The following is a 23,007-nucleotide window of genomic DNA, read 5'->3' as shown; positions in this document are numbered from 1 at the left end:
CCGTTTTGTTTTTGGCGGTGATCGGAATTAGCGAACGATCAGCCCCAGCAGGATGCCGACCACACCGAAGTCGGAGTCGCTGAAGGTGGTGTTGGCGAAGCCGAGGTCGCCCAGCACCGGCAGCAGGAACACCGGCAGAATGGTGAGCAGCAGCAGGCCGTTGGCGAAGGCACCCAAAATGGCGCCGCGACGACCACCGGTGGCGTTGCCGAAGACCCCGGCAGCGGCGCCGACGAAGAAGTGCGGTACCACGCCCGGGATGATGACGGTCAGGCCCATGGCGTAGAGCAGCGCCATCCCCACCAGGCCGGCGGCAAAGCTCGACAGGAAGCCGATCAGCACGGCGTTGGGGGCATAGGGGAAAACGATGGGGCAGTCGAGTGCCGGTTTGGCGTTCGGCACCAGCTTGTCGGAGATCCCCTTGAAGGCCGGAACGATCTCGGCGATGACCATCCGCACACCCTGCAGGATCACGTAGACACCGGCGGCGAAGGTGATGGACTGCATCAGGGAGAACATGAACCAGTGCTTGCCCTTGGCGACGCTGGAGACAAACTCGGGGCCGGCGAAGGCGGAGGTCACCAGGAAGATGATGCCCATGGTGAAGGAGATGGCCACCGGGGTATCGCGCAGGAACAGCAGGCTCTTGGGCACCTGTACATCTTCGCAGCTGTGGGCCTTGTTGCCGAACTTGGCGCCGATCAGGGCGGAGAGCACGTAGGAGCAGGTAGAGAAGTGGCCGAGTGCCACGTCATCGGAGCCGGTGATCTGCTTCATGAAGGGGTGGGCGATGGCCGGGAAGAAGACCATGGCGACGCCGACCACCAGACTGCCCACCGCGATCAGCGGCACGCCACTCATGCCGCCGGCAGAGAGGATCACCGCCACCATCATCGACATGAACAGGGTGTGGTGACCGGTCAGGAAGATGAATTTCCACGGAGTCAGACGGGCGATCAGGATATTCACCAGCATGGCGAAGAACATGATCATCGCCATCTCCTTGCCAAACGAGGTCTGGGCGATGGAGACGATGGCCTCGTTGTTGGGGACGACCCCCTTGATGCCGAAGGCATGCTGGAAGATGACGGCAAAGTCACCCAGCGAGTTGATCACCAGGGTGGCACCGGCCCCCAGAATGACGAAACCCATGATGGTCTTGACCGTGCCCTTGATGCACTCGGTCACCGGTTTCTTCTGGGCAATCAGGCCGATAAGCGCGATCAGGCCGACCAGCACGGCGGGCTCGGACAGCACGTCAAACATCAGAAAGTTGAAAAATTCCATGGTCAGCTCCTGGCAATGAAAGATGCGGCCCGCAGGCCGCATGGAGGATCCTTAGAGGGCGCCCAGTTCGCGCAGGGCGGTGGCGAGCTTCTCTTTCATCGCGGCCTTGTCGACCATGTTGTCGAGGGCCACCAGACGGCCGTTGACGCCCATGCTCTGTAACTGCTCGGCGATGTCGCGGGTGGCGACAAAGATCTCGGCGGTTTCACTACCGGCGGAGGCCAGATCGCGGTGATCCACTTCGGCGGTGACTGCCAGCTCTTTCAGGATGCTCTTGATGCTCATCTCCATCATCAGGCTGGTGCCCAGACCGTGACCGCATACAACCAGAATTTTCATTGTCTCTTCCTCTGTCAGGTGCGCCGTGGCGCAGATCAGTAGCGCGCCAGAATGCGCAGGATGTCGTCTTTGGTGTCGGCCGCGATGATGGCCGCCACGTCCTCTTCATTCATAAACAGCTCGGCCAGCTGGGCGATGGTCTCCACGTGGGAGTTGCTGTCGCTGGCGGCCAGGGTGATCAGCAGCCGGATCGGGTCGTTGCCCTCGGAATCGAAGTTGACCCCCTGCCTGATGACGGTCAGCCCCAGACCCAGCCGGTTGACGCCGTCTTCGGGGCGGGCATGGGGCATCGCCAGACCGGGGCCCAGTACGTAGTAGGGGCCGAGCTCTTCATGAGAGCGAAACAGCGCCGCCACGTAGGAGGGTTCGATGGTGCCATTGGCCTGCAGGGGCGCCGTCGCCAGCTCGATGGCGTGACGCCAGTCGCGGGCTGCGGGTTCGATGCGGATGACATCCTCGGTCAGCAGTTGAGTCAGCATGGTGGTGATCCGGCTAGTTATGATGGCGCCAATCTATCGATCTTGCGGTGGTGAAACTGTGAGGGTGATCGCGAAAGTTAGCGCTATCAGATAGCGCTAACATCAAACCGTGATAGCGCTATCACTTCACCCATTAACGGGAGTCATCCTGCCCTCATTGTGGGGGAAAGAGAGTAGAATCGGCCTTGAGCAAATGGTCAGTGGCGCTCTTTTGCCTTAAAGTGAGCAGCCGCAAGTCGAGGATGGGATGGATGTCAGAAGCAAAGAAGCGCCGTAGCACGGGTCGGGTGACCCTCAACGATGTGGCCCAGCTGGCTGGTGTGGGGGCCATGACGGTTTCCCGTGCCCTGCGCACGCCGGAGATGGTCTCCGACAGGATGCGCGAGCGCATCGAAGCTGCGGTGGAAGAGCTCGGCTATATCCCCAATCGGGCCGCCGGGGCGTTGGCCTCTGCGACTTCCCAGACCATCGCAGTGATCGTCCCGAGTCTGGCGGAAGCGGGCTGTGGCGAGATGATCGCTGGCCTGCAACAGACCCTGCTCGAGGAGGGTTACCAGATCATGCTGGGGGATGCCCAGCATCTGAAACAGCAGGAAGAGAGCCTGCTGACCAGCTTTTTGCAGCACAATCCGGCGGCGGTGGTGCTGTTTGGTGGCGATCCCGGCGAGACGATCCGTACCCGCCTGAAAGCCTCCCGCCTGCCGGTGGTGGAAGTGGGTGCCATGGCCCGCAGCCCCATCGACATGAATGTGGGGGTCTCCAACTTCGATGCCGGTTATCAGCTCACCCGCCACCTGATCGAGCGGGGCTACCGCAATATCGGTTTTCTCTGTGCCCGTCAGGAGCAGTGGATGCTGCAACAGCGGATGCAGGGCTGGCAGAAGGCGTTGCTCGACAACTACCTCTCCCCCGATGCCATCATCAACACCTCTGAGCGGCCCAGTTTCAGCACCGGCGCCACCATGCTGGGTGAATTTCTGCTGCGCTGGCCCGAGCTGGACGCGCTGATCTGCGTCAACGATGAACTGGCGGCCGGGGTGCTGTTCGAGTGCCAGCGCCGCCATTTGAATGTGCCGGGCAAACTCGCTATCGCCGGATTTGACGATCTGGATGTGGCGCGCGCCTGTTATCCGACCCTTACTTCGGTCAAGATCCCCTATCGCAAAATGGGACAGGAGGCTGCCGAGCTGATCCTGCGCCAACTGGCCGGGGAGCCCGTGATGGGCACTGCGCTGGCTCTCGATTTTCAACTGCAAAAGCGTCAAAGCAGCTGATCCCCGTTTCACATGTCATCAAAGAGGCAACCATGTTCAAGGCTCTGTTACTGGAAAACCAAGACGGCAAGACTGTTCCGACTCTGACCCGGCTGGCCGAGAGCCAGTTGCCGGAAGGTGAGGTGCGGGTGGCGGTCGCTTACAGCTCGATCAACTACAAGGACGGGTTGGCGATCACAGGCAAGGGCAAGATAGTACGTCAGTGGCCGCTGGTGCCCGGCATCGATTTCGCCGGTACCGTGCTCGAGTCTGCCGACAGCCGCTATCAGCCCGGCGACAAGGTGGTGCTGACCGGTTGGGGTGTGGGCGAAGGGCACTGGGGCGGCATGGCCGAACAGGCGCGGGTCAAGGGCGACTGGCTGGTGCCGCTGCCCGCCGGGCTGGATGAGCGCCAGGCCATGTGCATCGGCACCGCCGGCCTTACCGCCATGCTCTGCGTGCTGGCGCTGGAAGAGGCGGGCATTACCCCGGCAAGCGGTGAGGTGCTGGTCACCGGCGCTGCGGGTGGCGTGGGGGCCACCTCGGTTGCCCTGCTGGCAGCCCTTGGCTATCAGGTGGCGGCGCTGACCGGTCGTCCCGAAGAGCAGGGCGCCATGCTGACCGCACTGGGTGCCAGCCGCATCGTGCCACGCAGTGAACTGCTGGTGCCAGCCAAACCGCTGGAGAAGCAGCTGTGGGCTGGCGCCATCGATACCGTCGGCAGTCAGGTGCTGGCCAAGCTGCTGGCTCAGATGAACTATGGCGGCGTCGTGGCGGCCTGCGGGTTGGCGGGCGGCTTTGATCTGCCTACCAGTGTGATGCCCTTCATCCTGCGCAACGTGCGGTTGCAGGGGGTCGATTCGGTGATGTGCCCGTTTGAACGTCGTCAATTGGCATGGCAGCGACTGGCACGGGATCTTCCTGCTAGCTTCTTTGAGCAGGCGGTTACCGAGATTGGGCTGGAGCAGGTAGTGGAGGCCGCCGAGGCCATTACGCAAGGCCAGATCGCCGGCCGGACCCTGGTCAAACTTTGAACTCTCTAACTGGCGAGCCCGACAATTCCGGATAAAATTGGAGTGCGGGTGAACTATCCAAGGAGAGTGAAGATGGGTGGACACAAGCCGGATTACGACTCCTCTGATGATGATTGGGAGCCGGATTCCTGGGAAGAAGAGCTGGATCAGTGGGAAGATGAAAGCTGGCAGGATGATGACACTTTCGATGACCAGTGAACCACGGCATTGAACGAACAGGCGGGCTTTGGGCCCGCCTGATTTTTTTGCCGCGCTCACACGGCTGAGCGTTCGTCCTTGGTCAGGGGCGGGCCGCTGGGTAGAATGAACTGCCCAAATGACACTCAAGGATGACTATGCGACTCACCATCATATTGTTGGCTGCCCTGCTGGGTGGCTGTGTCTCCAACGATGATCCCTGCGAGAAGGTGTGGAGTGAGGTGGGGGAGGCGGATGGCAAGCTGGGCTTCACCACCGAGCGGATCGAGTTCCATCAGGGCCAGTGTGGCAAGAAGGTGGATCCTGAACTGTGGAAGCAGGGACATCAGAAGGGATTGGCATGGTATTGCCGCCCCGAGCACCTCTATCTGGCTGGCCGCTCAGGCGAGGAGTATCGCGGCGTTTGCCCGAATGATACCCAGGCGCGCAGATTGTTCGAACAGGGACGTCAGGGGTGGACCGATCAATAACACCGTGACAGGGAGGGGGGTTACTCCTCTTTCAAACGCAGCGGTTGGCAGAGGTAACCCTTGTCATTGGCACTGCGGGCACACTTGCTGCAGACAAACTTGGGTTTGCGGACTATCTTGCGCAACGCCTTGAGATCGGTGGGGATCTCGTGACGGCGCCATTCACACAGGGTTTTGCTGCCCATAACGACTACCTCTACGACTTGACGGCCGTATTGTAATCGATTTTCATTTCGAATAAACCGGCAAAGCTCGCTTATTGGCCGATATGCCAATAAGCGATTGTTTCGGGAAGGATTACTGGTAGAGGAACTTGGTGAAGATAAGCTCGCGCACCGCTTTCTTGCCGGTCTCTTTCACCAGCAGTTCGTTGACGGTTGTCTCGCACTCCTTGCGCAGCTCTTCTCGGTTGGTCAGGGACTTCACTTGATCGGCATTTTTGCTGCCAATCAGGCGGATGATGGCATCGCGGATCAGCGGGTCATGCTGCTCCAGCAGCTTGAGATCGGCCTCGTTTTCCGCCATCAGCTCTACCGTGACCCGGATATAACCGAGGGTTTTGCTATCACTCAGGTAGTTGGTGATGATGTCGGGATCGAGCGCGTGGTAGGAGAAACCAGGCTTGGCAGCCCCCTCTGCGCCCTCGGCGGGCGGCTCATCTTCAGCCAGAGCTTGCTGCTGCAGGGCGCCACAGCTCAGTAACAACACCAGCAGAATTTTGAAGATCTTCATATAGATGGCTCATCAGCAAGAGATAACCCATTTTTGATGTTGCCATCGGGGCCGTCAAGCACGGATGTTCTTACATTTCGCTATTGATTTACGGATAATAAACCGGATTTTAACCTGAACACGGGAATCTCTGGATGGTGAAGCTGTGAAGTCCGAGTTGACTGTTCCCCTCACGCCGTTAAGCGGGTGGCTGGCCCCCGAATGTTGCGAATTGCCCGCCAGCTTGCGCCCCTGGCTGCTGGAGCCCGGCTCCATGACCCGGCGTCTGCGTCAGCACAATCGCCACTTTTCGGTGGAGTGGCTGGGCAATCACCCGGTCGCCCTTACTGCCGATGAGCAGTGGCTTGTGGATTCGGCCTCGCCGGCCGGTACCTGCCGCGAGGTGATCCTGCACGGGGATCGTGGGCCCGCCGTGCTGGGCTGGACCCTGTTTGCCGATGACGCACTGCAAGGGAGCGGCATTGCCGAGCTTGGCGAGCAGCCGCTGGGTGAGCGGGTATTTGGCCATGAGCCTGCCCGCCGCGATTATCTGCAGCTGGCCCGTTTCGATATTGCCGCCAATCCCCGTTGCCCGGCCGCCACTGTCTGGGGGCGTCGTTCCCGTCTGTTTCTGGGGCAGTGGCCACTGCTGGTGCACGAGCTGTTTCTGCCCTCTCTCGTCTGTGACAAGGAGCTGGAGTGAATCTGTTAACCAAGGAGCGGGGACTTGCCTATATGCAGTTGGCCCGCGTCGACAAACCCATAGGTACTCTGCTGCTGCTGTGGCCAACCCTGTGGGCGCTCTGGCTGGCCGCTGGTGGCCTGCCCAATCTCTGGGTGCTGACCGTGTTTGTGGTCGGCGTCTTTCTGATGCGCTCGGCAGGGTGCGTGATCAACGACTATGCGGATCGCAACTTCGACGGCCATGTCAAACGCACCGCTGGTCGCCCCTTGCCCACGGGCAGAGTCAAACCGTGGGAGGTGTTGGCGCTCTTCTTCGTGCTGGCGCTCATTTCGTTTGGTCTGGTGCTGACCATGAATCCGCTCACCATCGGCCTGTCGTTTGTCGCCCTGCTGCTGGCGGTGAGTTACCCCTTCATGAAGCGCTTTATCTCGAATCCCCAGCTGGTGCTCGGGATGGCCTTCTCCTGGTCGATCCCGATGGCCTATGCGGCGCAGGCGGATGCCCTGCCGCTGGTGGCCTGGCTGCTCTTCTTTGCCAACCTGCTCTGGACGGTGGCTTACGACACCCAGTACGCCATGGTGGATCGGGATGACGACCTCAAGATCGGCCTCAAGTCCAGCGCCATCCTGTTTGGTCGTTACGACAAACGGATCATCGGTGCATTGCAACTCTCGACGCTGCTGCTGTTGCTGGCGGTCGGGCAGCTGATGACGCTGGGGGGCTGGTATTACTGGGGATTGCTGGGGGCGGCGGTGCTGTTTGTCTATCAGCAGCGGCTCATTCGTGAGCGGCAGCGGGAAGCCTGCTTCCAGGCGTTTCTCAACAACAACTATGTGGGGGCGCTGGTGTTTGCCGGTCTGGTGCTCGATTACCTGCTGGCGTGACATGTTCCCGCGCAGACTCCGATAAAAAAGAAGGCCGCATCATGCGGCCTTCTTTGTTTGCGTTGCAGATCAGAGCTGATTGCCTGCCTGAATGGTGCGGCGGATCTTGTTGCTCAGCAGCGGCACTATGTTGTCGGCCAGCGCCTGGAAGCGGCCGAGATCCGGCTTGCACTCGGGAGAGAGGTAACCCTCTTTGCGCAGCGTGTGGATCAGGGTGCTGAACAGCTTCTGGTCGAAGAACTCGGGGGCGTTGATGCCGTGCAGGGTGCCGAGGCGCTCTGCCATCATCAGGCCGTCCGCCTCCAGCTGCTCCGCCTCGATATGAGGCTGTGCCAGCACCCGGGTCAGCACGATGGCGTAGCGTTGCAGGGTCTCCTGAATGCTCTCCGCCAGCAGCAGCAGGCGCATCTGGTTGGCCGGATTGACCCAGTAGCCGTCATCGTGGGTCTCGATCAGTTGCTGGGTCTGCAGCGCGTCGAGCAGGCTGTCGACCAGCGCCGGCAGCTCCTCCTCTTCATAACGCAGGAACAGCTCGGTCTTGAGCAGCGGATAGATGTCGATGCAACGGGCCATGATCTCGCTGCGGGAGATCCCTTCGCACCGTTCGATCAATGCCGCCACCAGAGAGGGCATGGCGAACAGGTGGAGGATGTTGTTGCGGTAGTAGGTCAGCAGGATCGCCTGATAGCGGTCCAGACTGATGATCTGCCCCAGTTTGTCCTCGCTCACCTCGAACTTGTTGAGCTCCATCGCCTGATCCAGCAGGGTCTTGGCATCCTCATCCGGAATGGTGCTCTGCGGGCTGTAAGGCACCGCTTTGAGCAGATCCAGATAGGTGTTGAGCTGGGCCTGCAATTCGTCGCGGGTCAGGGCGTGGCGCTCGGCGGCCAGCAGCGCCAGCGCGCTCAGGGTCAGGCCGTTGACCGCAGCAGCGCCGTTGATGCGGGTCATCAGCAGTTCGGCCAGATTGTTGACGGTGCCCGCCATCCACTCCGGACGCTCCTCTTCTCCGATGTGCTTTTTCCAGTCGGGGATATGTTCGCTCAGGTAGCTGTTGAGGGTCAGCGGTTCGCCGAAGTTGACGAAACCACGGCCGTAGTTGCGCAGCTTGCGCAGGATGCCGAGCACCTGCAGGAAGCTTTCTTTCTCCTTGCGACTCCCCTTGAGCTCGTTGTGGTAGGTGTTCACCTCCATCACGTGCTCGTAACCCAGATAGACAGGCACCAGAGTGACCGGCCTGTCCAGCCCGCGCATCATTGCCTGCAGGGTCATCGCCAGCATGCCGGTCTTGGGCGGTAGCAGACGGCCGGTACGGGAGCGACCACCTTCGGTGAAGAACTCTACCGAGTAACCCTTGGCAAACAGCAGGTTGAGGTATTCCCGGAATACCGTGCTGTAGAGCGGGTTGCCCTTGAAGGTGCGGCGAATGAAGAAGGCGCCGCCGTGGCGGAAGATGGGGCCCGCCGGCCAGAAGTTGAGGTTGATGCCTGCCGCGATATGGGGCGGCACCATCCCCTGGTGGTAGATGACGTAGGAGAGCAGCAGGTAGTCCATGTGGCTGCGGTGGCAGGGAACGTAGACGATCTCGTGCCCTTCCTGCGCCAACTGGCGTACCTTCTCGGCGCCATTGACCGACAAACCGCGGTAGAGCTTGTTCCACAGCCAGCCGAGGAAGCTCTCGCCCAGGCGGATCAGCCGGTAGGAGAAGTTGGAGGCGATCTCGTCCATGTAGCCATGGGCACGCTTTTGCGCCTTCTCGAGGCTGATCCCCTCGCGCTGGGCCTCCTCTTCAATCGCCTGCTGGATCACCGCGGAGTCGAGCAGCTGCTTGAACAGCAGGTTGCGGTTCGGCAGTTTCGGGCCGGTGGCAGCCAGCTGCTGACGGCTGAAGTGGGTACGGGCCACTCGTGCCAGCTTGTGGGCGATCGCCTCGTCGGTGCCGTGTTTGTCCGCCATATAGCGCAGGGAAAGCGGCGGCGAAAAGCGCACCAGATTCTCGCGACCTTTGAGGATCACGATGAGCGCTTTCTTCAGCCGGTTCGGCGCCAGGCTGCTGATGATGTTGAGGCCGGAGGCTTCTTCCCCTTCCCGACCCGGAGCGCGGCCCCAGAACAGGGTGACGGGCACCACCTGGATATCCAGCTCGGGATCCTGCTTGTGCAGATCCAGCAGCTGGTGGAACTCCTGCAGGAAGGGGAGCGGTTTGCTGCGTTTGCCAAACAGGGGAGGCGGACGGTCCAGACAGACATAGCGCGGCAGCAGCTGGCCGTTGAGCTCCAGCGGCGTGAAGGGGCCGGGCAGACCGAGATCCTCGCAGCACTGCTGCAGGGTCATCAGGTCGGTGATCGAACTGGTTTTCAGGGCATAGACGATGGGTCTGGCCGGATCCAGATTGAGTTCTGTGATGGGATTTTCCGGCAGGCTCTTGTGATTGACCAAGCCGCTGACCGGCCATTGCAAGATGGCTCTGGAAATCTTCTGTCCTAGGGACATGTGCGTCTGCTCTCCAAAAAAATGCGGCGTGAGCATAGCAAATCGACAGCCCCTTGTCGCCGAGAGGTACGATGAGTCGGCTGCGCAGGATCAAAACAGTAGTAAATGAGGGGTTGGTTGCGACAAATGTCAGCTGCGCCTTGCCTTGGCCACTGCACTGTATATACTGCCAGTGTGCTGTATAAAAAGACAGGTGCCAATTCTATGAAACCCCTTACCCCCCGCCAGGCCGAAGTGCTGGAGCTGATCAAGGTGAACATGAGCGAGACTGGCATGCCGCCGACTCGTGCCGAGATTGCCCAGAAGCTTGGTTTCAAGTCGGCCAATGCGGCCGAAGAACATCTGAAGGCCCTGGCCAAAAAAGGGGTCATCGAGATCATGCCGGGCACGTCCCGCGGCATTCGCCTGTTGCTCGAAGAGGAAGAGGTGCTTGAAGAAAGCGGCCTGCCGCTCATCGGCAAGGTGGCTGCCGGTGAACCTATCTTGGCTCAGGAGCATATCGAGAGCCACTATCAGGTTGATCCCGCCCTGTTCCACCCGCGCGCAGATTTTCTGCTGCGGGTGCAGGGGATGAGCATGAAGAACATCGGCATTCTGGATGGCGATCTGCTGGCGGTGCACAAGACCCAGGAGGTGCGCAACGGTCAGGTGGTGGTCGCCCGTCTCGATGAGGATGTCACCGTCAAGCGCTTCCAGCGCAAGGGCAGTCAGGTATGGCTGCTGCCGGAGAATGAAGAGCTCTCCCCGATAGAGGTAGATCTCTCCTGCCAGCAGCTCACCATCGAGGGGCTGGCTGTCGGGGTAATCCGCAACGCCGACTGGATGTAATCATCCCCGCCAACTGCGTTTGCCACACGGCCTCCTTTGGGAGGCCGTGCTGTTTCTGGCGCACTTTCCTTGTCATATCAAACAGATCATCGGTGGCGGCATTTTTGTCCTGCGCGACCGGCTACCAATCATCCATTTCAGATATATGCTCAGATCAGTGCCCTGTCGCCGAGACTGGGCTTGGCGCCTCCCTCTGACCATCGCAATGCGCAGGACGGGAGGGCCGGTAACAACGAGAATCGGGCAGTACACCTTCACGGGATATGAAGGGGGAGTGGGGAGATCCCGAGCCTTGTCGGGCAAAGGGGACCACTCGTAATGGTTGCAGATAGTCGTGACGGGCCTGTTCCCAGTTCAGGCCGACGAAGCAACACGACCTGTCGGTCAAGGAGGACTGGTATGGCATCAAGATCGCCATGGGATTCAGAGGCTGGGGCTGCGCCAGCGGAATCGTCAATCACCCGTTTTGTCAAAGGTAGCCGGATGACCTGGTTTTACGGTCTCTGGCTGCACCATCGTGGTTCGCACTGGACGCTCTGGCTGGGATGCCCGAAAGAGAAGGTGGTGCGTCTGGTGCTGCTGTTCAAACGGGGTCACGGTGATCGCCAGGGGGAAGAGGGCTGGCTGGCCCCCGTGATTCCCATCGGCGTGCGGGCCATCGGCAAGATGTTGCAGCAGGGACGCAACGCTCGCCCCTGAGCAGAAGAGACAAACAAATCCATCCATAACCGGCACCCGAGGGGGCCGGTTTTTTTATGGCCGCAACTGGCGATTAATTATGCCAAATGGTCGACTCCTGACAGGGCGTTGCACAAGGTTGAACCACCTTGGCGGCTCGCTGGGGTACAATGCCCCCTCTTGTCCGGTCACTGCTGGCCATCTGCCTCGAACTGAAAGGATCTCTTGTTATGATGAAGCTCCGCTATCCCCTGCTCTTTCTGCTGCTGACAGCCTGTCTGATCCTGGTGTTTTACGCCACGCAGCCAGAGCAGCCGGAACAGGCCGATTATTATCCGGCGGGGCGGGACATCAATGATTTTGCCTTTACCGATGCGGACAACCAGCCGTTCACTCCTGCCAACCTGAAGGGGCACTGGACCTTCCTGTTCGTCGGCTACACCTTCTGCCCCGATATCTGCCCCACCACGCTGGCAGATATGCGCTCCGTCTATGACCAGCTGAAGAAGATGGCGCCCGACAGTCAGGTAGTGTTTATCTCGGCGGATCCCCAGCGTGACGATATTCCACGCCTCAAGACCTATACCGCCTTCTTCAATCCCGAGTTCAAGGCGGCCACTGCCCCCCACGACAAGCTGTTCCCGTTCGTGCGCAATTTGGGGCTGATCTACTCCATCGCCAATCAGGGGGAGAAGGATTACCTGATCGATCACTCAGCCTCCATCGTGCTCATCAATCCCAAGGGCAAGCTGCAGGCGGTATTCCGTCCGCAGGTGGCGCCGGGTCAGGTGCCCAGAGTGCAGATGGCCACCATGCTCTCTGACTTCTCCCGCATCCTGAAGCTGACAGGCCACTGAGCGTGACCCCAGCTGTTGCCCCCTGGTGGCGAGATCCCTCTCGCCACCGCGCCGTCTTTGCGCTCGCCCTGCCCATGGTTTTCTCCAATATCACCACCCCCTTGCTGGGGCTGGTGGACACCTGGGTGATCGGTCATCTCGGTCAGGCCTGGTTTCTGGGGGGCGTTTCGGTCGGTGCAACCCTGATCAACCTCATTTTCTGGCTGCTCGGCTTCTTGCGGATGTCGACCACCGGCCTGACGGCGCAGGCGCACGGCGCCGCCGACGGTCGTGCCCAGCTCGATACCCTGTTGCGGGCGCTGGGGCTGGCCATTGCTCTTGGCCTGGCGCTGCTGTTGTTGCTCTTCCCCCTGTTGCCACGACTGATCGCCCTGAGTGGCGGCTCGCCCGAGGTGCAGCTCTATGCGGGCCAATATGTGGTGGTGCGGATCTGGAGTGCTCCGGCGGCGCTCTGCAATCTGGTGGTCATGGGCTGGCTGTTGGGGATGCAGGATGCCCGCAGCCCCATGGTGATGTTGATCCTCACCAATCTGGTCAACATGGCGCTCGATGCCCTGTTTGTGCTGGGGCTCGGCTGGCAGGTGCGGGGTGTGGCAGCGGCCTCGGTCATGGCGGACTACTGCGCGCTGGCGGTCGGGACCTGGCTGGTACGCCGTCAGCTGCGGCAACTGGCGCCGACGGTGTGGCAGGATGGCTGGCAGCGCTGGCGGCAGCTCGCGCCCATGGTGCTGCTGCTCGGCCTCAACCGCGATATCTTCCTGCGCTCCCTCTGTTTGCAGCTCTGCTTCGCCTTCATGACTCTGCAAGGGGCGCGGCTGGGGGATGTGGCGGTGGCCGCCAATGCGGTGCTGCTCAACTTCCTGATGCTCCTCTCCTACGGACTCGATGGTTTTGCCTATGCGGTGGAGGCCATGGTAGGACGAGCCATCGGTCAGCGGGATCGGCAGAAACTGCGGGAGGCCATCGTGCTCAATCTGGGCTGGGCCGCCCTCATCGCCAGTGGTTTTACCCTGGTGTTTGCCCTCTTCGGTGCCCACCTTATCGGCTATATCACCGACATTCCGGCCGTGGTGGCGGAGGCACATCGTCAGCTTCCCTGGCTGATCGCCATGCCCTTGCTGGCGGTCTGGTGCTTCCTGCTGGATGGCGTGTTCATCGGGGCGACCCGGGCGCGGGAGATGCGCAACAGCATGTTGCTGGCCGCGTTTGGCGGCTTCTTCCCGATCTGGTGGCTCTGTCAGTCGTGGGGCGTGGCCGCGTTATGGGCGGCGATGGCAGCGCTGATGGTGGGGCGCGGTCTGTCGCTGGGGGTCACTTGCTGGCGGCTGGAGCGCAGCGGGCATCTGCTCGACGCCCGCCACTGAGCATCGGTGGCGCTTACATGGCACCGTCGTAGCCGAGCTGGCGCCAGCTCTCGTAGACAAAGACAGACACCGCGTTGGAGAGGTTCATGCTGCGGCTCTGGGGCACCATAGGGATGCGTAGCCGCTGCTCGAATGGCAGGCTCTCGATGATCTCGATGGGCAGGCCGCGACTCTCCGGGCCAAACAGCAGGGCGTCGCCAAGGGCATATTGTGCTGCCGAGTGCGCGGTGCGGCCCTTGGTAGTGCAGGCGAACACCCGCTTGGGCGCCACGGCAGCCAGAAAAGCCTCATAGCTCGGCCAGCGCTTCACCTCGGCAAATTCGTGATAGTCGAGTCCCGCCCGCTTTACCCGCTTGTCATCCCACTCAAACCCCAGCGGCTCGATCAGATGGAGCCGGTAACCGGTATTGGCGCAGAGCCGGATGATATTGCCGGTGTTGGGCGGAATTTCCGGCTGGTAGAGGACGATATCGAGCATGACGAGCTCCTGCAAAGAGATGTAAAGCCAAGAAGGGGCGCCAGCATACCCAGCGCCCGTCCGGATGAAAAGGATCAGGCGATGGGCAAGCGGATGGTGATGGTCAGCCCGGTCGGGTGATTGTTGCTGGCCGCAATGGTGCCGCCGTGGCGCTGTATTGCCTCCGAGGCGATGGCCAGCCCCAGCCCGGTGCCGCCAGTCTTGGCGTTGCGGGCATCATCGACCCGGAAGAAGGGCTGGAACAGCAGCGCCTGCTGCTCGTCAGGCACTCCGGGGCCGTCATCCCGAATGGTCATCACCCACTCCAGTCCCTCTCGATACCAGTCCACCTTGATGAACTCGCGGGCATACTTGAGGGCGTTGCGCAGGGGATTCTCCACCGCCCGGGCCAGCAGCTCGGGCCACATCTGGATCGACTCTGCGGGCAGCGGCGGCAGTCTGAGCTGTTTGCCGCTCTGGTTTGCCTCGAACATGGCATCTTCGAGGATGGGCTCCAGCAGGTCGGCCAGCGGATGTACCACCGGCGCCTCCACATGCTGCTGCACCCGCGACAGATCCAGCAGATCGCCGATCAGCTTGTCCAGCCGCCCAATCTCCGATTCGATCCGCGCCAGCTCGGCGCTGTCACCCTGCTTGCGGCGGATCAGCGCCTGCGCCAGTTGCATCCGGGTGAGGGGGCTGCGCAGCTCGTGGGAGATATCGGAAAGCAGCTGTTTCTGTTTCTGGATCATGCTCTTGAGCGTCTCTACCATGCGGCTGACGTTGTCCGCCAACTGGCCGATCTCGTCGCCCCGTCCCAGGTTGGGGATCTGTACCTCCAGATTGCCGGCCGCCAGTTGGGAGACCGATTTCTGCAACTGCAGGATGGGGCGGGTCAGCCGCCAGGCGAGCAGCAGGCAGAGCGGGGTGCTGACCAACATCGAGATGCCCAGAATGCGGATCGGGTGATCCAGCACCTGAATAAACAGGAACAGGTAGGGATTCTCGGCATTGAGGCCAAAATAGACGTGATAGCGATGGCCGTGGTGCTCCATCAGGAAGGGGCCGGCGATCGCCTTGCGATCCTCGTTGCCCAGCATGGGATTGGCCGGGTCGTCAGCATCCACCATAAAGCGCACCACGAACTTGCGCGGATGGGTGGTGGACTGGATCTGCCCCTTCTCGTCGCGCAGGTAGACGTTGTCCACCGGCAGCATGGCGATCTTGTCCATCGCCTTGGCCAGATCGAAATCTTGATCCGGCTCGGCGGCGTTGAGCAGGGCCTGCACGTTGTTCTGCATCCGCGCGACTTCGTGGGTCGGCAGCGGGATCTGGTTGCGGGGATCCAGGGTCGGCAGGCTGATCACGGCGGCCAGCATCACCAGCAGCATGAACCAGAACCAGAGGAAGATGTGGGTCGAGATCCCGTTGAGGGAGTTGATGCGCTCTATTCTTGCTCTAGCCACAGGTAACCGCGCCCCCGTACGGTTTTGAAGCGGGGCTGGCCATCGGTGCGGTCCGGCAGCTTCTTGCGCAGGTTGCTCAGGTGCATGTCGATGGCGCGATCGAAGGGTTCCAGCTTCTTGCCCAGCACCTGCTCGGAGAGGTGGCTCTTGCTGACGATCTGGCCGGGATTGCGCAGCAGGCACTCCAGCAGCCCGAATTCGGTGGCGGTCAGCTCCAGCAGCTGTTCGCCGCAGCGGGCCTGCTGCAGGCCGGGTTGCAGCACGATATCCATGAAGTGCACTTCGTCGGAGGAGTTGCCGCGCTGGGGCGGGGCACTCTGGGTACGGCGCAGGATGGCGCGTACCCGGGCCAGCAGCTCCCTGTCGTCGAATGGCTTGGCCAGATAGTCGTCGGCACCCGCTTCCAGACCGTTGACCCGATCCTGGCTGTCGCCACGGGCGGTCAGCATCAGCACCGGGGTATCGTGGGTCTTGCGCAGCTTGGTCAGCATGGCAAAGCCGTTGAGCTTGGGCATCATCACATCCAGCAACACCAGATCGAAGCTCTGCTCCGCCAGCCGTTGCAGCCCTTCTTCACCATCCTCGGCGACCGTGACCTGAAATCCCTCCAGGGTCAGAATTTCGGTGAGCAGTTGGGTCAATTCAAGATCGTCGTCGACCAGGAGTATTCTGTTCATCTGGTGTTATTCCGCAGATTTTCGCGCCAAACTGACGCCGGGGTCAGGGTATAATAAGTTTTTCATCGCCAGAGGAAAGCCGGTTTTGAGCCATCAACAATATTCCCGTTGGGTGACCTTTGCCAGCATAGCGGCGGTCACCACCGCTACCTTGCTGATCATCGGCAAACTGATCGCCTGGCTGATGACCGACTCATCGACCCTGCTGGCGTCGCTTACCGACTCCTTCATGGATGTGAGTGCCTCCATCATCAACCTGCTGGCCATTCGCTATGCGCTTGCCCCCGCCGATGACGAGCACCGTTTCGGTCACGGCAAGGCGGAGTCGCTGGCGGGCCTCATCCAGTCGGCCTTTATCTCCGGCTCCGCCTTGCTGCTGGTGATGCACGGAATTTCATCCCTGCTCAATCAGGCGCCTATCCTGCGGCTGGAGGCGGGTCTCTGGGTCAGCGGCGGATCCATCGTGCTGACCCTGCTGCTGGTCAGCTTCCAGAGTTTCGTTATTCGCAAGACCAACAGTGTGGCGATCAAGGCTGACATGCTGCACTACCGTTCCGATCTGCTGCTCAATGCCGGTGTCTTGCTGGCGCTGGTGCTGGCGGGGCAGGGGTGGTACTGGGCCGATGGCCTGTTTGCCATCCTGATCGGGCTATTCCTGTTGTGGGGGGCGGGACACATCGGCTACGAGTCGGTGCAGGCCCTGCTCGATCGTCAGTTGCCAGCGGAAGAACAAGCGAGAATAATGGCGCTCTGCTGTGCCGTAGAAGGTGTACACGGCGTACATGACCTGCGCACCCGTCAATCCGGGCCGACCCGATTCGTACAGTTGCATCTTGAACTGGATGATCAGATCCCCCTGGTCAAGGCCCATCAGATCGCCGATGAAGCCGAGCTGGCGGTACGCCAGGCATTCGAGCGGATGGATGTCATCATCCACATGGACCCCATCTCGGTGCTGACAAAAGAACAACAGAGCCCTCACCCAGAACAACAGTAGGCTGCAACATGGATGAACTGGTTGCCAAAACCTGGCACAAAATTCAGCAAGAAGCGGAGTGCATGGCGGCCCAGGAGCCGATGCTGGCCAGCTTTTTCCACTCCACCATTCTCAATCACAAGAATCTGCGTTCGGCCCTCAGCTTCCAGCTGGCCAACAAACTCGACAGCGCCACCATGCCCGCCATCGCCCTGCGCGAGGTGATCGAGCTGGCCCTGCGCAGCGAGCCCGAGCTGCTGACGGTAGTGGCGGCCGACATCTGCGCCGTGCAGGAGCGGGATCCGGCGGTCGACCTCTTCTCCACTCCGCTGCTCTATCTCAAGGGGTTCCATGCCCTGCAGGGCTATCGGGTCGCCAACTGGCTGTGGCGCCAAGGGCGCCGCTCGCTGGCCCTCTATCTGCAAAACCAGATCTCGGTGGTGTTCGGGGTGGATGTGCACCCGGCCGCCCGCATCGGCAAAGGGATCATGTTTGACCATGCCACCGGCATAGTGGTGGGCGAGACGGCAGTGATTGAAGATGATGTATCCATCCTGCAGAGCGTGACCCTCGGCGGTACCGGCAAGGAGAGCGGCGATCGCCATCCCAAGATCCGCGAAGGGGTGATGATAGGGGCGGGCGCCAAGGTGCTCGGCAATATCGAAGTGGGCGTGGGCGCCAAAATTGGCGCGGGCAGCGTGGTGATCAACCCGGTGCCGCCTCATACCACGGTCGCTGGCGTACCCGCCAAGATCGTCGGCCGTCCGGAGTGCGACAAGCCTTCACTGGATATGGATCAGTGTCTCTGATCTCCCGGCCGGAGTAGTCGATGGCCAAACGCTGGTCGGGTTATCTGATTTTGGGGATGTGGCTGCTCAACCTGCTGCATCTCTATCTGGGACTCTCCCCCTGGCCAGCGGCCATGGCGGCCTGGGGGGCATCACTGCTCACCTGGCCTTGGCTGGTGGGTGCTGCCAAGCGGCAGGCGCTGGCCTTGTATGGCGCGGCGCTGTTGCTGCTCTTCTTCTCCTGGTGGCAGGGAGCGAGCCTCACCGCCGGTGACTGGCTGCTGCCCAACATCAATATGCTCACCATGTTTGCCGCGGTGAGCACCCTCAACCTCGCCACCTCGGGTCTCTTGACCGGCACCACCTCCTGGACCGGGCGTAAAGGCCTGTGGAGCACCATGGCCAGCCTCAATCTGCTGGGGGCGGTCATCAACCTCTCGGTGCTCTTTATCATCGGCGATCGGCTGGAGCGCAATGGCACCCTGGAGCGGCGTCAGGTGATGGTGCTGAGCCGGGTCTTCTGTGCTGCCGCCTTCTGGTCACCCTTCTTTGTCGCCATGGCGGTGGCGCTCACCTATGCGCCGGGCTTGCAGCTCTCTCATATTCTGCCGTTCGGGATCCTCGCCGCCTTGCTGGCGATGGGGCTGACTGCCTGGCAGGTGGAGCGGATCGGGGTAGCCGACTTTGCCGGTTATCCGCTGCGGCTGCAGACCCTGGGGTTGCCGGTCACGCTGGCGCTGCTGGTTCTCCTCATCAAGCAGATCTGGCCCCAGCTCGGCATTCTGGCGGTGATCGCGCTGGTGGCCCCGCTGCTGGCGCTGCTCTTTATGCCAAGGGTCGGGCGCAAGGCGGCCCTCAAGCGGCAGGTAGTGGAGCGCTTCCCCGCCATCGGTGGTCAGCTGGTGCTGTTTCTGGGGGCCGGTTTGCTGGCGGCAGGGATCAACAGTGCGCTGTCGGTCATCGATCTCGGTGCCGGTCACGGCCTGCCGCTGTTCAATCACTTTGGCTGGCTCGAAGCATCCCTCACTCTGCTGCTGATCCTGCTGGTGGCCATCGTCGGGGTGCATCCGCTCATCAGTATCTCCGGGCTGGCGCCGCTGCTCTGGCCGCTGGCGCCGGATCCCAGCCTGCTCGGTATGTGTTTCCTGCTGGGGTGGGGGCTTGCCACCGGCACCAGTCCGCTCTCCGGATCCAATCTGGCGCTGGCCTCCCGCTACAACCTCAGTGCCGGGCTGATCCTGCGCTGGAACCTGCTCTACGGCCTGCTGATGTATGTCGTCGCCTGTCTGTTGCTGGGGGCTTATATCGCCTTGCATGGATAACGGCGATTCCGTCGAGAGGGTGCAAATGATGCGCGGGCGGCGGGGTCTTTTACGCACGGTTCAGTGTGTTGTCGCGGCTCGGGCGCAGGATGCGAGAAAAATAGACGCATATTTAGACAATACATCTATGGAAGGCGCATTTTACAGCGCACTGGCTTGTTTGTGCCGATGCGCTCGGGGTATGCTGGCTTCACGCGCTTGAATCGCCCTCTGTGGGGCATCGCAATTGAACAAACAGGTATGCATATGTCACTAGAAGTCCTTGAGCAACTCGAATCCAAAGTACAATCCGCCGTCGACAACATCTCCTTGCTGAAGATGGAGCTGGACGAGCTGAAAGAGCAGAACAGCAAGCTGCAAGACGAGAACCATCAACTGCGCAACGAGCACACTGCATGGCAGGAGCGTCTGCGTGCCCTGCTGGGCAAGATGGATCAGATGGGCGAAACCATCTAATTCATCGCCTTCAGGCAGAATTGAAAACGGGCCGCTCCATGAGCGGCCCGTCTGTTTTTGGCAGGGTGAGGATTACAGCGCCAGCAGTTGCTTGACTGTCTTCTCGATGCCGTCCGCCGCTTCGACTATGTTGTTGGCCAGCATGTAGGCGGGGGTGGAGATCACCTTGCGCTCCTGATCCACCACGAATTCGTTGACCGGGCAGTTGAGATGGCTGCCACCCATCGCCTCGATGGCGTTGGCGGTACCCTCGTCATGGCCGATGGTCGCCAGCGTCCCGGTACCATAGATCAGCGGGATCATGGCGGGCGCGATGCAGATATAGGCGGCCGGTTTGTTGGCTTTGGCAAAGCTCTGGCATGCTTTCAGCACATCGGGCTGGATCTGGCACTCGGCTCCTTTGATAGCAAAGTTACACAGGTTTTTGGCCGCGCCAAAGCCGCCGGGCACCAGCAGCGCGTCGTAATCGGCCGCATCCAGCTCGGCCACATCCTTTATCTGACCACGGCAGATACGGGCCGCTTCGACCAGCACATTGCGGCTCTCTCCCTCGCTCACTTCACCGGTCAGGTGGTTGATGACATGGAGCTGTGCCACGTTCGGGGCGAAGCACTGGACGGCGGCTCCCTGACGGGCCAACGCCAGCAGGCTGATGACGGCCTCGTGGATTTCGGCCCCGTCAAAGACACCGCAGCCACTCAAAATCACGGCCACTTTTTTCATGGCAAACTCCTCGTTGTTGAAAATGTGAGCCAGGATGGATTGTTGTACTTTTGTATGGTTATCGCTCGCCCTCCGCTGGTCAAGTCATCTTGCTGTGCTAGGATTGTTTCGTTTTGGATCCTGCCGTACCTACTCCCTTAAATCTTTTTCCACATTGATCGAGATCATTCTAACTGTCTCGCGATCGGTTTTTACGATCTCAATTCATTGTTTTTAATGGCTTTTTATATTCTTGTGCACAGCTTTATCACTGTGCGCTCTGATGCGCCCCATTTTTGAACACAGAGTTATCCACAGACTGAGTCCCTTAATCAGGCGCTGTGTGCTGTTGCTGCGCCCCTTGGTGTGAGGGGGGCCCTGTGGCATCCTAGCGGCTGTTTATCTCTGGCAGGACGATTTCATGGCCCCTAGCAACCCCCTTATTCTGGTCGACGGCTCCTCTTATCTTTACCGCGCCTTCTTTGCCTCCCAGCAGGCTGATCTGCGCACATCGACCGGTTTGCCGAGCGGCGCCGTCCGTGTCATGGCCAACATGATGCGCAGCCTGCGCAAGCAATATCCTGACTGTCATGTGGCCGTGGTGTTTGATGCCAAGGGCAAGACCTTCCGCGATGACATCTATCCCGAATACAAGGCGACCCGCGCCAGCATGCCGGACGATCTGCGCAGCCAGGTCGCGCCTATCCACCAGATGATCAAGGCGATGGGCTTCCCCTTCCTGATGGTGGAAGGGGTTGAAGCCGACGACGTGATCGGCACCCTGGCCCGCCAGGCGACCGAGAAGCAGCTGCCGGTGCTGATCAGCACCGGTGACAAGGATATGGCACAGCTGGTCTCCGACCATGTCACCCTGATCGACACCATGAAAGATGTGAAGACCGATCGGGAAGGGGTGATCGAGAAGTTCGGCGTACCGCCCGAGCTCATCATCGACTATCTGGCCCTGATGGGGGACAAGGTCGACAACATTCCCGGCATGACCGGTGTCGGCGAGAAGACCGCACTGGCCCTGCTGCAGGGGATTGGCAGCATCGACGAGATTGCCGCCAACCTCGACAAGGTCGCCGCCCTCGGCTTCCGTGGCTCCAAGGCGTTCGCCGACAAGTTCCGCGAGCAGGAGGAGCAGGTTCGTCTCTCCTATCGACTGGCGACCATCAAGACCGATGTCGAGCTGGAACAGAGTCTGGAAGAGCTGTTGCTCAAGCCGGTCGACAAGGAGTCCCTGCTGGCGGTCTATCGCGAATACGAGCTGCGCAACCTGATCAAGGAGCTGGAATCCGGTGGTGAAGAGGGGAGCGAGATTGCCGGACAAGACGAGGCTGGTGATGAGAGCGCCGCTCCGGTTGCCGCCATCGAAACCGACTACCGCTGCATTCTGGACGAAGCCGAGTTTGACGGCTGGCTGGAACAGTTGAAAGCGGCACCGCTGTTTGCCTTCGATACCGAAACCACCAGTCTCGACTATATGGAGGCGCGGATCGTCGGTGTCTCCTTCGCGGTTGAGCCGGGCAAGGCTGCTTATGTGCCGTTTGGCCATGACTATCTGGGGGCACCGGTACAGCTGAGCGAGGCCGTGGTGTTGGGCAAGCTCAAGCCGCTGCTGGAAGATCCGACCCGTCTCAAGGTGGGGCAGAACCTCAAGTACGATCGCAACGTGCTGCTCAACCATGACATCGACCTGCAGGGCATTGCCTACGACACCATGCTCGAGTCCTACGTGCTCAACTCCACCGCCAGTCGTCACGATATGGATTCGCTGGCCAAGCGTTACCTCGGGGTCGAGACCACCTCCTTTGAAGATATCGCGGGCAAAGGGGTGAAACAGCTCACCTTCAACCAGATCGAGCTGGAGCAGGCGGCTCCTTACGCAGCGGAAGATGCCGACGTCACCCTGCGTCTGCATCAGGCGCTGTGGGGCAAGCTTTCTGCCGAGCCGGGCCTCGCCAAAGTATTCAGCGAAATCGAGCTGCCGCTGCTGCCGGTTCTGGCGCGGATGGAGCGACTCGGTACCACCATCGAGCCCAAACTGCTGCATCAGCAGAGTCAGGAGATCGAGCTGCGCTTGGCGGAGCTGGAGAAGCAGGCCCATGAGCTGGCCGGGCAGGAGTTCAACCTTTCCTCGCCCAAGCAGCTGGGGGAGATCCTCTTCACCAAGCTGGGCCTGCCGATCATCAAAAAGACTCCGAAGGGGGCACCGTCCACCGCAGAAGAGAGGTGCTGGCCGAGCTGGCTGAGACCTATGAGCTGCCGCGCCTCCTGATGGAGCACCGTGGGTTGGCCAAGCTCAAGTCCACCTACACCGACAAACTGCCGCTGATGATCAAGCCGCAGACCGGACGGGTGCACACCTCCTATCATCAGGCGGTGGCGGCTACGGGCCGTTTGTCATCATCTGATCCCAACCTGCAGAACATCCCGGTGCGCAACGAGCAGGGGCGCCGCATTCGGCAGGCCTTTATTCCGAGCGCCGGTTACAAGCTGGTGGCGGCGGACTACTCCCAGATCGAGTTGCGCATCATGGCGCACCTCTCCGGTGACAAGGGGTTGCTGACCGCCTTTGCTGAGGGCAAAGACATCCACAA

Annotated in this window: 24 protein-coding genes and 1 pseudogene (1 of these 25 only partly in view); 15 read left to right on the top strand and 10 right to left on the bottom strand. The window is 60.9% G+C overall.

The window, feature by feature from the left end:
- Positions 1-27 precede the first annotated feature (27 nt).
- The 3 genes from ACTG2T_RS08795 to ACTG2T_RS08785 are packed head-to-tail and all read right to left on the bottom strand — an operon-like array spanning position 28 to position 2,105.
- Positions 28-1,287: a PTS ascorbate transporter subunit IIC gene (locus ACTG2T_RS08795; protein ID WP_042030406.1), complete on the bottom strand. Its 1,260-nt coding sequence runs from the start codon at positions 1,285-1,287 to the stop codon at positions 28-30.
- Positions 1,288-1,338: 51 nt separating this feature from the next.
- A complete protein-coding gene (locus ACTG2T_RS08790) occupies positions 1,339-1,626 on the bottom strand; it encodes a PTS sugar transporter subunit IIB (protein WP_005356014.1) in 288 nt (95 codons plus the stop codon).
- Positions 1,627-1,661: 35 nt separating this feature from the next.
- Positions 1,662-2,105, bottom strand: a complete 444-nt coding sequence (locus ACTG2T_RS08785) for a PTS sugar transporter subunit IIA (RefSeq protein ID WP_330125723.1) — start codon at positions 2,103-2,105, stop codon at positions 1,662-1,664.
- A 251-nt stretch (positions 2,106-2,356) separates the two neighbouring features.
- Here ACTG2T_RS08785 and ACTG2T_RS08780 point away from each other — a divergent pair, with 251 nt between their 5' ends.
- The 4 genes from ACTG2T_RS08780 to ACTG2T_RS08765 all read left to right on the top strand — a co-directional run bounded on the left by ACTG2T_RS08780 (position 2,357) and on the right by ACTG2T_RS08765 (position 5,060).
- A complete protein-coding gene (locus ACTG2T_RS08780; RefSeq protein ID WP_219265408.1) occupies positions 2,357-3,379 on the top strand; it encodes a LacI family DNA-binding transcriptional regulator in 1,023 nt (340 codons plus the stop codon).
- A 32-nt stretch (positions 3,380-3,411) separates the two neighbouring features.
- Positions 3,412-4,392 carry an acrylyl-CoA reductase (NADPH) gene (acuI, locus tag ACTG2T_RS08775; RefSeq protein ID WP_330125724.1) on the top strand — a complete coding sequence of 327 codons (981 nt, stop codon included), beginning with the start codon at positions 3,412-3,414 and terminating at the stop codon, positions 4,390-4,392.
- Positions 4,393-4,464: 72 nt separating this feature from the next.
- Positions 4,465-4,590, top strand: coding sequence for a hypothetical protein (locus tag ACTG2T_RS08770; RefSeq protein WP_005339521.1), 126 nt, complete (start codon positions 4,465-4,467; stop codon positions 4,588-4,590).
- Positions 4,591-4,727: 137 nt separating this feature from the next.
- Positions 4,728-5,060 (top strand): DUF2799 domain-containing protein, encoded by a 333-nt coding sequence (locus ACTG2T_RS08765; RefSeq protein WP_040069401.1) that lies wholly within the window; start codon positions 4,728-4,730, stop codon positions 5,058-5,060.
- Positions 5,061-5,080: 20 nt separating this feature from the next.
- Here ACTG2T_RS08765 and ACTG2T_RS08760 read toward each other — a convergent pair whose 3' ends face one another.
- A complete protein-coding gene (locus ACTG2T_RS08760) occupies positions 5,081-5,245 on the bottom strand; it encodes a hypothetical protein (RefSeq protein ID WP_005339525.1) in 165 nt (54 codons plus the stop codon).
- A 112-nt stretch (positions 5,246-5,357) separates the two neighbouring features.
- The gene (locus ACTG2T_RS08755; RefSeq protein WP_005339527.1) at positions 5,358-5,792 is read right to left on the bottom strand and encodes a flagellar basal body-associated protein FliL; all 435 of its coding nucleotides are present in this window, start codon (positions 5,790-5,792) and stop codon (positions 5,358-5,360) included.
- A 145-nt stretch (positions 5,793-5,937) separates the two neighbouring features.
- Between ACTG2T_RS08755 and ACTG2T_RS08750 the strand changes: the two genes are divergently transcribed.
- Positions 5,938-6,474, top strand: coding sequence for a chorismate--pyruvate lyase family protein (locus ACTG2T_RS08750; RefSeq protein WP_139398996.1), 537 nt, complete (start codon positions 5,938-5,940; stop codon positions 6,472-6,474).
- A complete protein-coding gene (gene ubiA, locus ACTG2T_RS08745) occupies positions 6,471-7,340 on the top strand; it encodes a 4-hydroxybenzoate octaprenyltransferase (protein WP_005339536.1) in 870 nt (289 codons plus the stop codon). The genes ACTG2T_RS08750 and ubiA overlap by 4 nt, the downstream gene beginning before the upstream one ends.
- Before the next feature lie 69 nt (positions 7,341-7,409).
- Here the strand turns inward: ubiA and plsB are convergent, their stop codons facing one another.
- Positions 7,410-9,833, bottom strand: a complete 2,424-nt coding sequence (gene plsB / locus ACTG2T_RS08740) for a glycerol-3-phosphate 1-O-acyltransferase PlsB (protein ID WP_330125725.1) — start codon at positions 9,831-9,833, stop codon at positions 7,410-7,412.
- A gap of 204 nt (positions 9,834-10,037) precedes the next feature.
- On the opposite strand from plsB, the gene lexA reads away from it, so the two are divergent.
- From lexA to ACTG2T_RS08720, 4 genes are all read left to right on the top strand, one after another.
- The gene (gene lexA / locus ACTG2T_RS08735) at positions 10,038-10,661 is read left to right on the top strand and encodes a transcriptional repressor LexA (protein WP_005339540.1); all 624 of its coding nucleotides are present in this window, start codon (positions 10,038-10,040) and stop codon (positions 10,659-10,661) included.
- 483 nt (positions 10,662-11,144) lie between these two features.
- A complete protein-coding gene (locus ACTG2T_RS08730; protein ID WP_019446524.1) occupies positions 11,145-11,360 on the top strand; it encodes a hypothetical protein in 216 nt (71 codons plus the stop codon).
- Between the two features lie 209 nt (positions 11,361-11,569).
- On the top strand, positions 11,570-12,196 hold the full coding sequence (locus ACTG2T_RS08725; protein ID WP_150997314.1) for an SCO family protein: 627 nt from the start codon (positions 11,570-11,572) through the stop codon (positions 12,194-12,196).
- A gap of 74 nt (positions 12,197-12,270) precedes the next feature.
- Complete coding sequence (locus ACTG2T_RS08720) at positions 12,271-13,560, top strand: MATE family efflux transporter (RefSeq protein WP_330125729.1); 1,290 nt, start codon at positions 12,271-12,273, stop codon at positions 13,558-13,560.
- A gap of 13 nt (positions 13,561-13,573) precedes the next feature.
- On the opposite strand, the gene trmL is transcribed toward ACTG2T_RS08720, so the two are convergent.
- From trmL to ACTG2T_RS08705, 3 genes are all read right to left on the bottom strand, one after another.
- Positions 13,574-14,038: a tRNA (uridine(34)/cytosine(34)/5-carboxymethylaminomethyluridine(34)-2'-O)-methyltransferase TrmL gene (gene trmL, locus ACTG2T_RS08715; protein ID WP_005339545.1), complete on the bottom strand. Its 465-nt coding sequence runs from the start codon at positions 14,036-14,038 to the stop codon at positions 13,574-13,576.
- Positions 14,039-14,112: 74 nt separating this feature from the next.
- Complete coding sequence (locus ACTG2T_RS08710; RefSeq protein WP_005356054.1) at positions 14,113-15,483, bottom strand: ATP-binding protein; 1,371 nt, start codon at positions 15,481-15,483, stop codon at positions 14,113-14,115.
- A complete protein-coding gene (locus tag ACTG2T_RS08705; RefSeq protein WP_005339549.1) occupies positions 15,465-16,160 on the bottom strand; it encodes a response regulator in 696 nt (231 codons plus the stop codon). Before ACTG2T_RS08705 ends, ACTG2T_RS08710 begins: the two co-directional genes overlap by 19 nt.
- An 85-nt stretch (positions 16,161-16,245) precedes the next feature.
- On the opposite strand from ACTG2T_RS08705, the gene fieF reads away from it, so the two are divergent.
- The 4 genes from fieF (at position 16,246) to ACTG2T_RS08685 (ending at position 19,702) form a co-directional block, all read left to right on the top strand.
- On the top strand, positions 16,246-17,157 hold the full coding sequence (gene fieF / locus ACTG2T_RS08700; protein WP_005339551.1) for a cation efflux pump FieF: 912 nt from the start codon (positions 16,246-16,248) through the stop codon (positions 17,155-17,157).
- Positions 17,158-17,165: 8 nt separating this feature from the next.
- Positions 17,166-17,945 (top strand): serine O-acetyltransferase, encoded by a 780-nt coding sequence (cysE, locus tag ACTG2T_RS08695; protein ID WP_005339552.1) that lies wholly within the window; start codon positions 17,166-17,168, stop codon positions 17,943-17,945.
- 20 nt (positions 17,946-17,965) lie between these two features.
- A complete protein-coding gene (locus ACTG2T_RS08690; RefSeq protein ID WP_330125726.1) occupies positions 17,966-19,246 on the top strand; it encodes a hypothetical protein in 1,281 nt (426 codons plus the stop codon).
- A 246-nt stretch (positions 19,247-19,492) separates the two neighbouring features.
- A complete protein-coding gene (locus ACTG2T_RS08685) occupies positions 19,493-19,702 on the top strand; it encodes a cell division protein ZapB (protein WP_005339554.1) in 210 nt (69 codons plus the stop codon).
- Between the two features lie 72 nt (positions 19,703-19,774).
- Here the strand turns inward: ACTG2T_RS08685 and elbB are convergent, their stop codons facing one another.
- Positions 19,775-20,425, bottom strand: a complete 651-nt coding sequence (elbB, locus tag ACTG2T_RS08680) for an isoprenoid biosynthesis glyoxalase ElbB (protein ID WP_076495371.1) — start codon at positions 20,423-20,425, stop codon at positions 19,775-19,777.
- Between the two features lie 400 nt (positions 20,426-20,825).
- On the opposite strand from elbB, the pseudogene polA reads away from it, so the two are divergent.
- Positions 20,826-23,007 (top strand): annotated as a pseudogene (polA, locus tag ACTG2T_RS08675) (DNA polymerase I) (it continues 586 nt past the right edge of the window).

It is taken from the genome of Aeromonas sp. 75A, assembly GCF_051919425.1.
Taxonomy (GTDB): Bacteria; Pseudomonadota; Gammaproteobacteria; order Enterobacterales; family Aeromonadaceae; genus Aeromonas; species Aeromonas veronii.
The sequence above is the reverse complement of the archived record's forward strand: the minus strand, read 5'-3'. Positions and strand labels throughout refer to the sequence as shown.

Excerpts from the sequence above, each read along its gene's own strand:
- ACTG2T_RS08685 (WP_005339554.1), top strand. The coding sequence starts at position 19,493 with ATGTCACTAGAAGTCCTTGAGCAACTCGAATCCAAAGTACAATCCGCC.
- lexA (WP_005339540.1), top strand. The coding sequence starts at position 10,038 with ATGAAACCCCTTACCCCCCGCCAGGCCGAAGTGCTGGAGCTGATCAAG.
- ACTG2T_RS08760 (WP_005339525.1), bottom strand. The coding sequence starts at position 5,245 with ATGGGCAGCAAAACCCTGTGTGAATGGCGCCGTCACGAGATCCCCACC.
- acuI (WP_330125724.1), top strand. The coding sequence starts at position 3,412 with ATGTTCAAGGCTCTGTTACTGGAAAACCAAGACGGCAAGACTGTTCCG.
- ACTG2T_RS08705 (WP_005339549.1), bottom strand. The coding sequence starts at position 16,160 with ATGAACAGAATACTCCTGGTCGACGACGATCTTGAATTGACCCAACTG.
- ACTG2T_RS08755 (WP_005339527.1), bottom strand. The coding sequence starts at position 5,792 with ATGAAGATCTTCAAAATTCTGCTGGTGTTGTTACTGAGCTGTGGCGCC.
- ACTG2T_RS08785 (WP_330125723.1), bottom strand. The coding sequence starts at position 2,105 with ATGCTGACTCAACTGCTGACCGAGGATGTCATCCGCATCGAACCCGCA.
- ACTG2T_RS08720 (WP_330125729.1), top strand. The coding sequence starts at position 12,271 with ATGGTTTTCTCCAATATCACCACCCCCTTGCTGGGGCTGGTGGACACC.
- ACTG2T_RS08790 (WP_005356014.1), bottom strand. The coding sequence starts at position 1,626 with ATGAAAATTCTGGTTGTATGCGGTCACGGTCTGGGCACCAGCCTGATG.
- ACTG2T_RS08690 (WP_330125726.1), top strand. The coding sequence starts at position 17,966 with ATGGCCAAACGCTGGTCGGGTTATCTGATTTTGGGGATGTGGCTGCTC.
- ACTG2T_RS08725 (WP_150997314.1), top strand. The coding sequence starts at position 11,570 with ATGATGAAGCTCCGCTATCCCCTGCTCTTTCTGCTGCTGACAGCCTGT.
- trmL (WP_005339545.1), bottom strand. The coding sequence starts at position 14,038 with ATGCTCGATATCGTCCTCTACCAGCCGGAAATTCCGCCCAACACCGGC.
- ACTG2T_RS08795 (WP_042030406.1), bottom strand. The coding sequence starts at position 1,287 with ATGGAATTTTTCAACTTTCTGATGTTTGACGTGCTGTCCGAGCCCGCC.
- plsB (WP_330125725.1), bottom strand. The coding sequence starts at position 9,833 with ATGTCCCTAGGACAGAAGATTTCCAGAGCCATCTTGCAATGGCCGGTC.
- ACTG2T_RS08765 (WP_040069401.1), top strand. The coding sequence starts at position 4,728 with ATGCGACTCACCATCATATTGTTGGCTGCCCTGCTGGGTGGCTGTGTC.
- ACTG2T_RS08730 (WP_019446524.1), top strand. The coding sequence starts at position 11,145 with ATGACCTGGTTTTACGGTCTCTGGCTGCACCATCGTGGTTCGCACTGG.
- ACTG2T_RS08770 (WP_005339521.1), top strand. The coding sequence starts at position 4,465 with ATGGGTGGACACAAGCCGGATTACGACTCCTCTGATGATGATTGGGAG.
- ACTG2T_RS08780 (WP_219265408.1), top strand. The coding sequence starts at position 2,357 with ATGTCAGAAGCAAAGAAGCGCCGTAGCACGGGTCGGGTGACCCTCAAC.
- cysE (WP_005339552.1), top strand. The coding sequence starts at position 17,166 with ATGGATGAACTGGTTGCCAAAACCTGGCACAAAATTCAGCAAGAAGCG.
- elbB (WP_076495371.1), bottom strand. The coding sequence starts at position 20,425 with ATGAAAAAAGTGGCCGTGATTTTGAGTGGCTGCGGTGTCTTTGACGGG.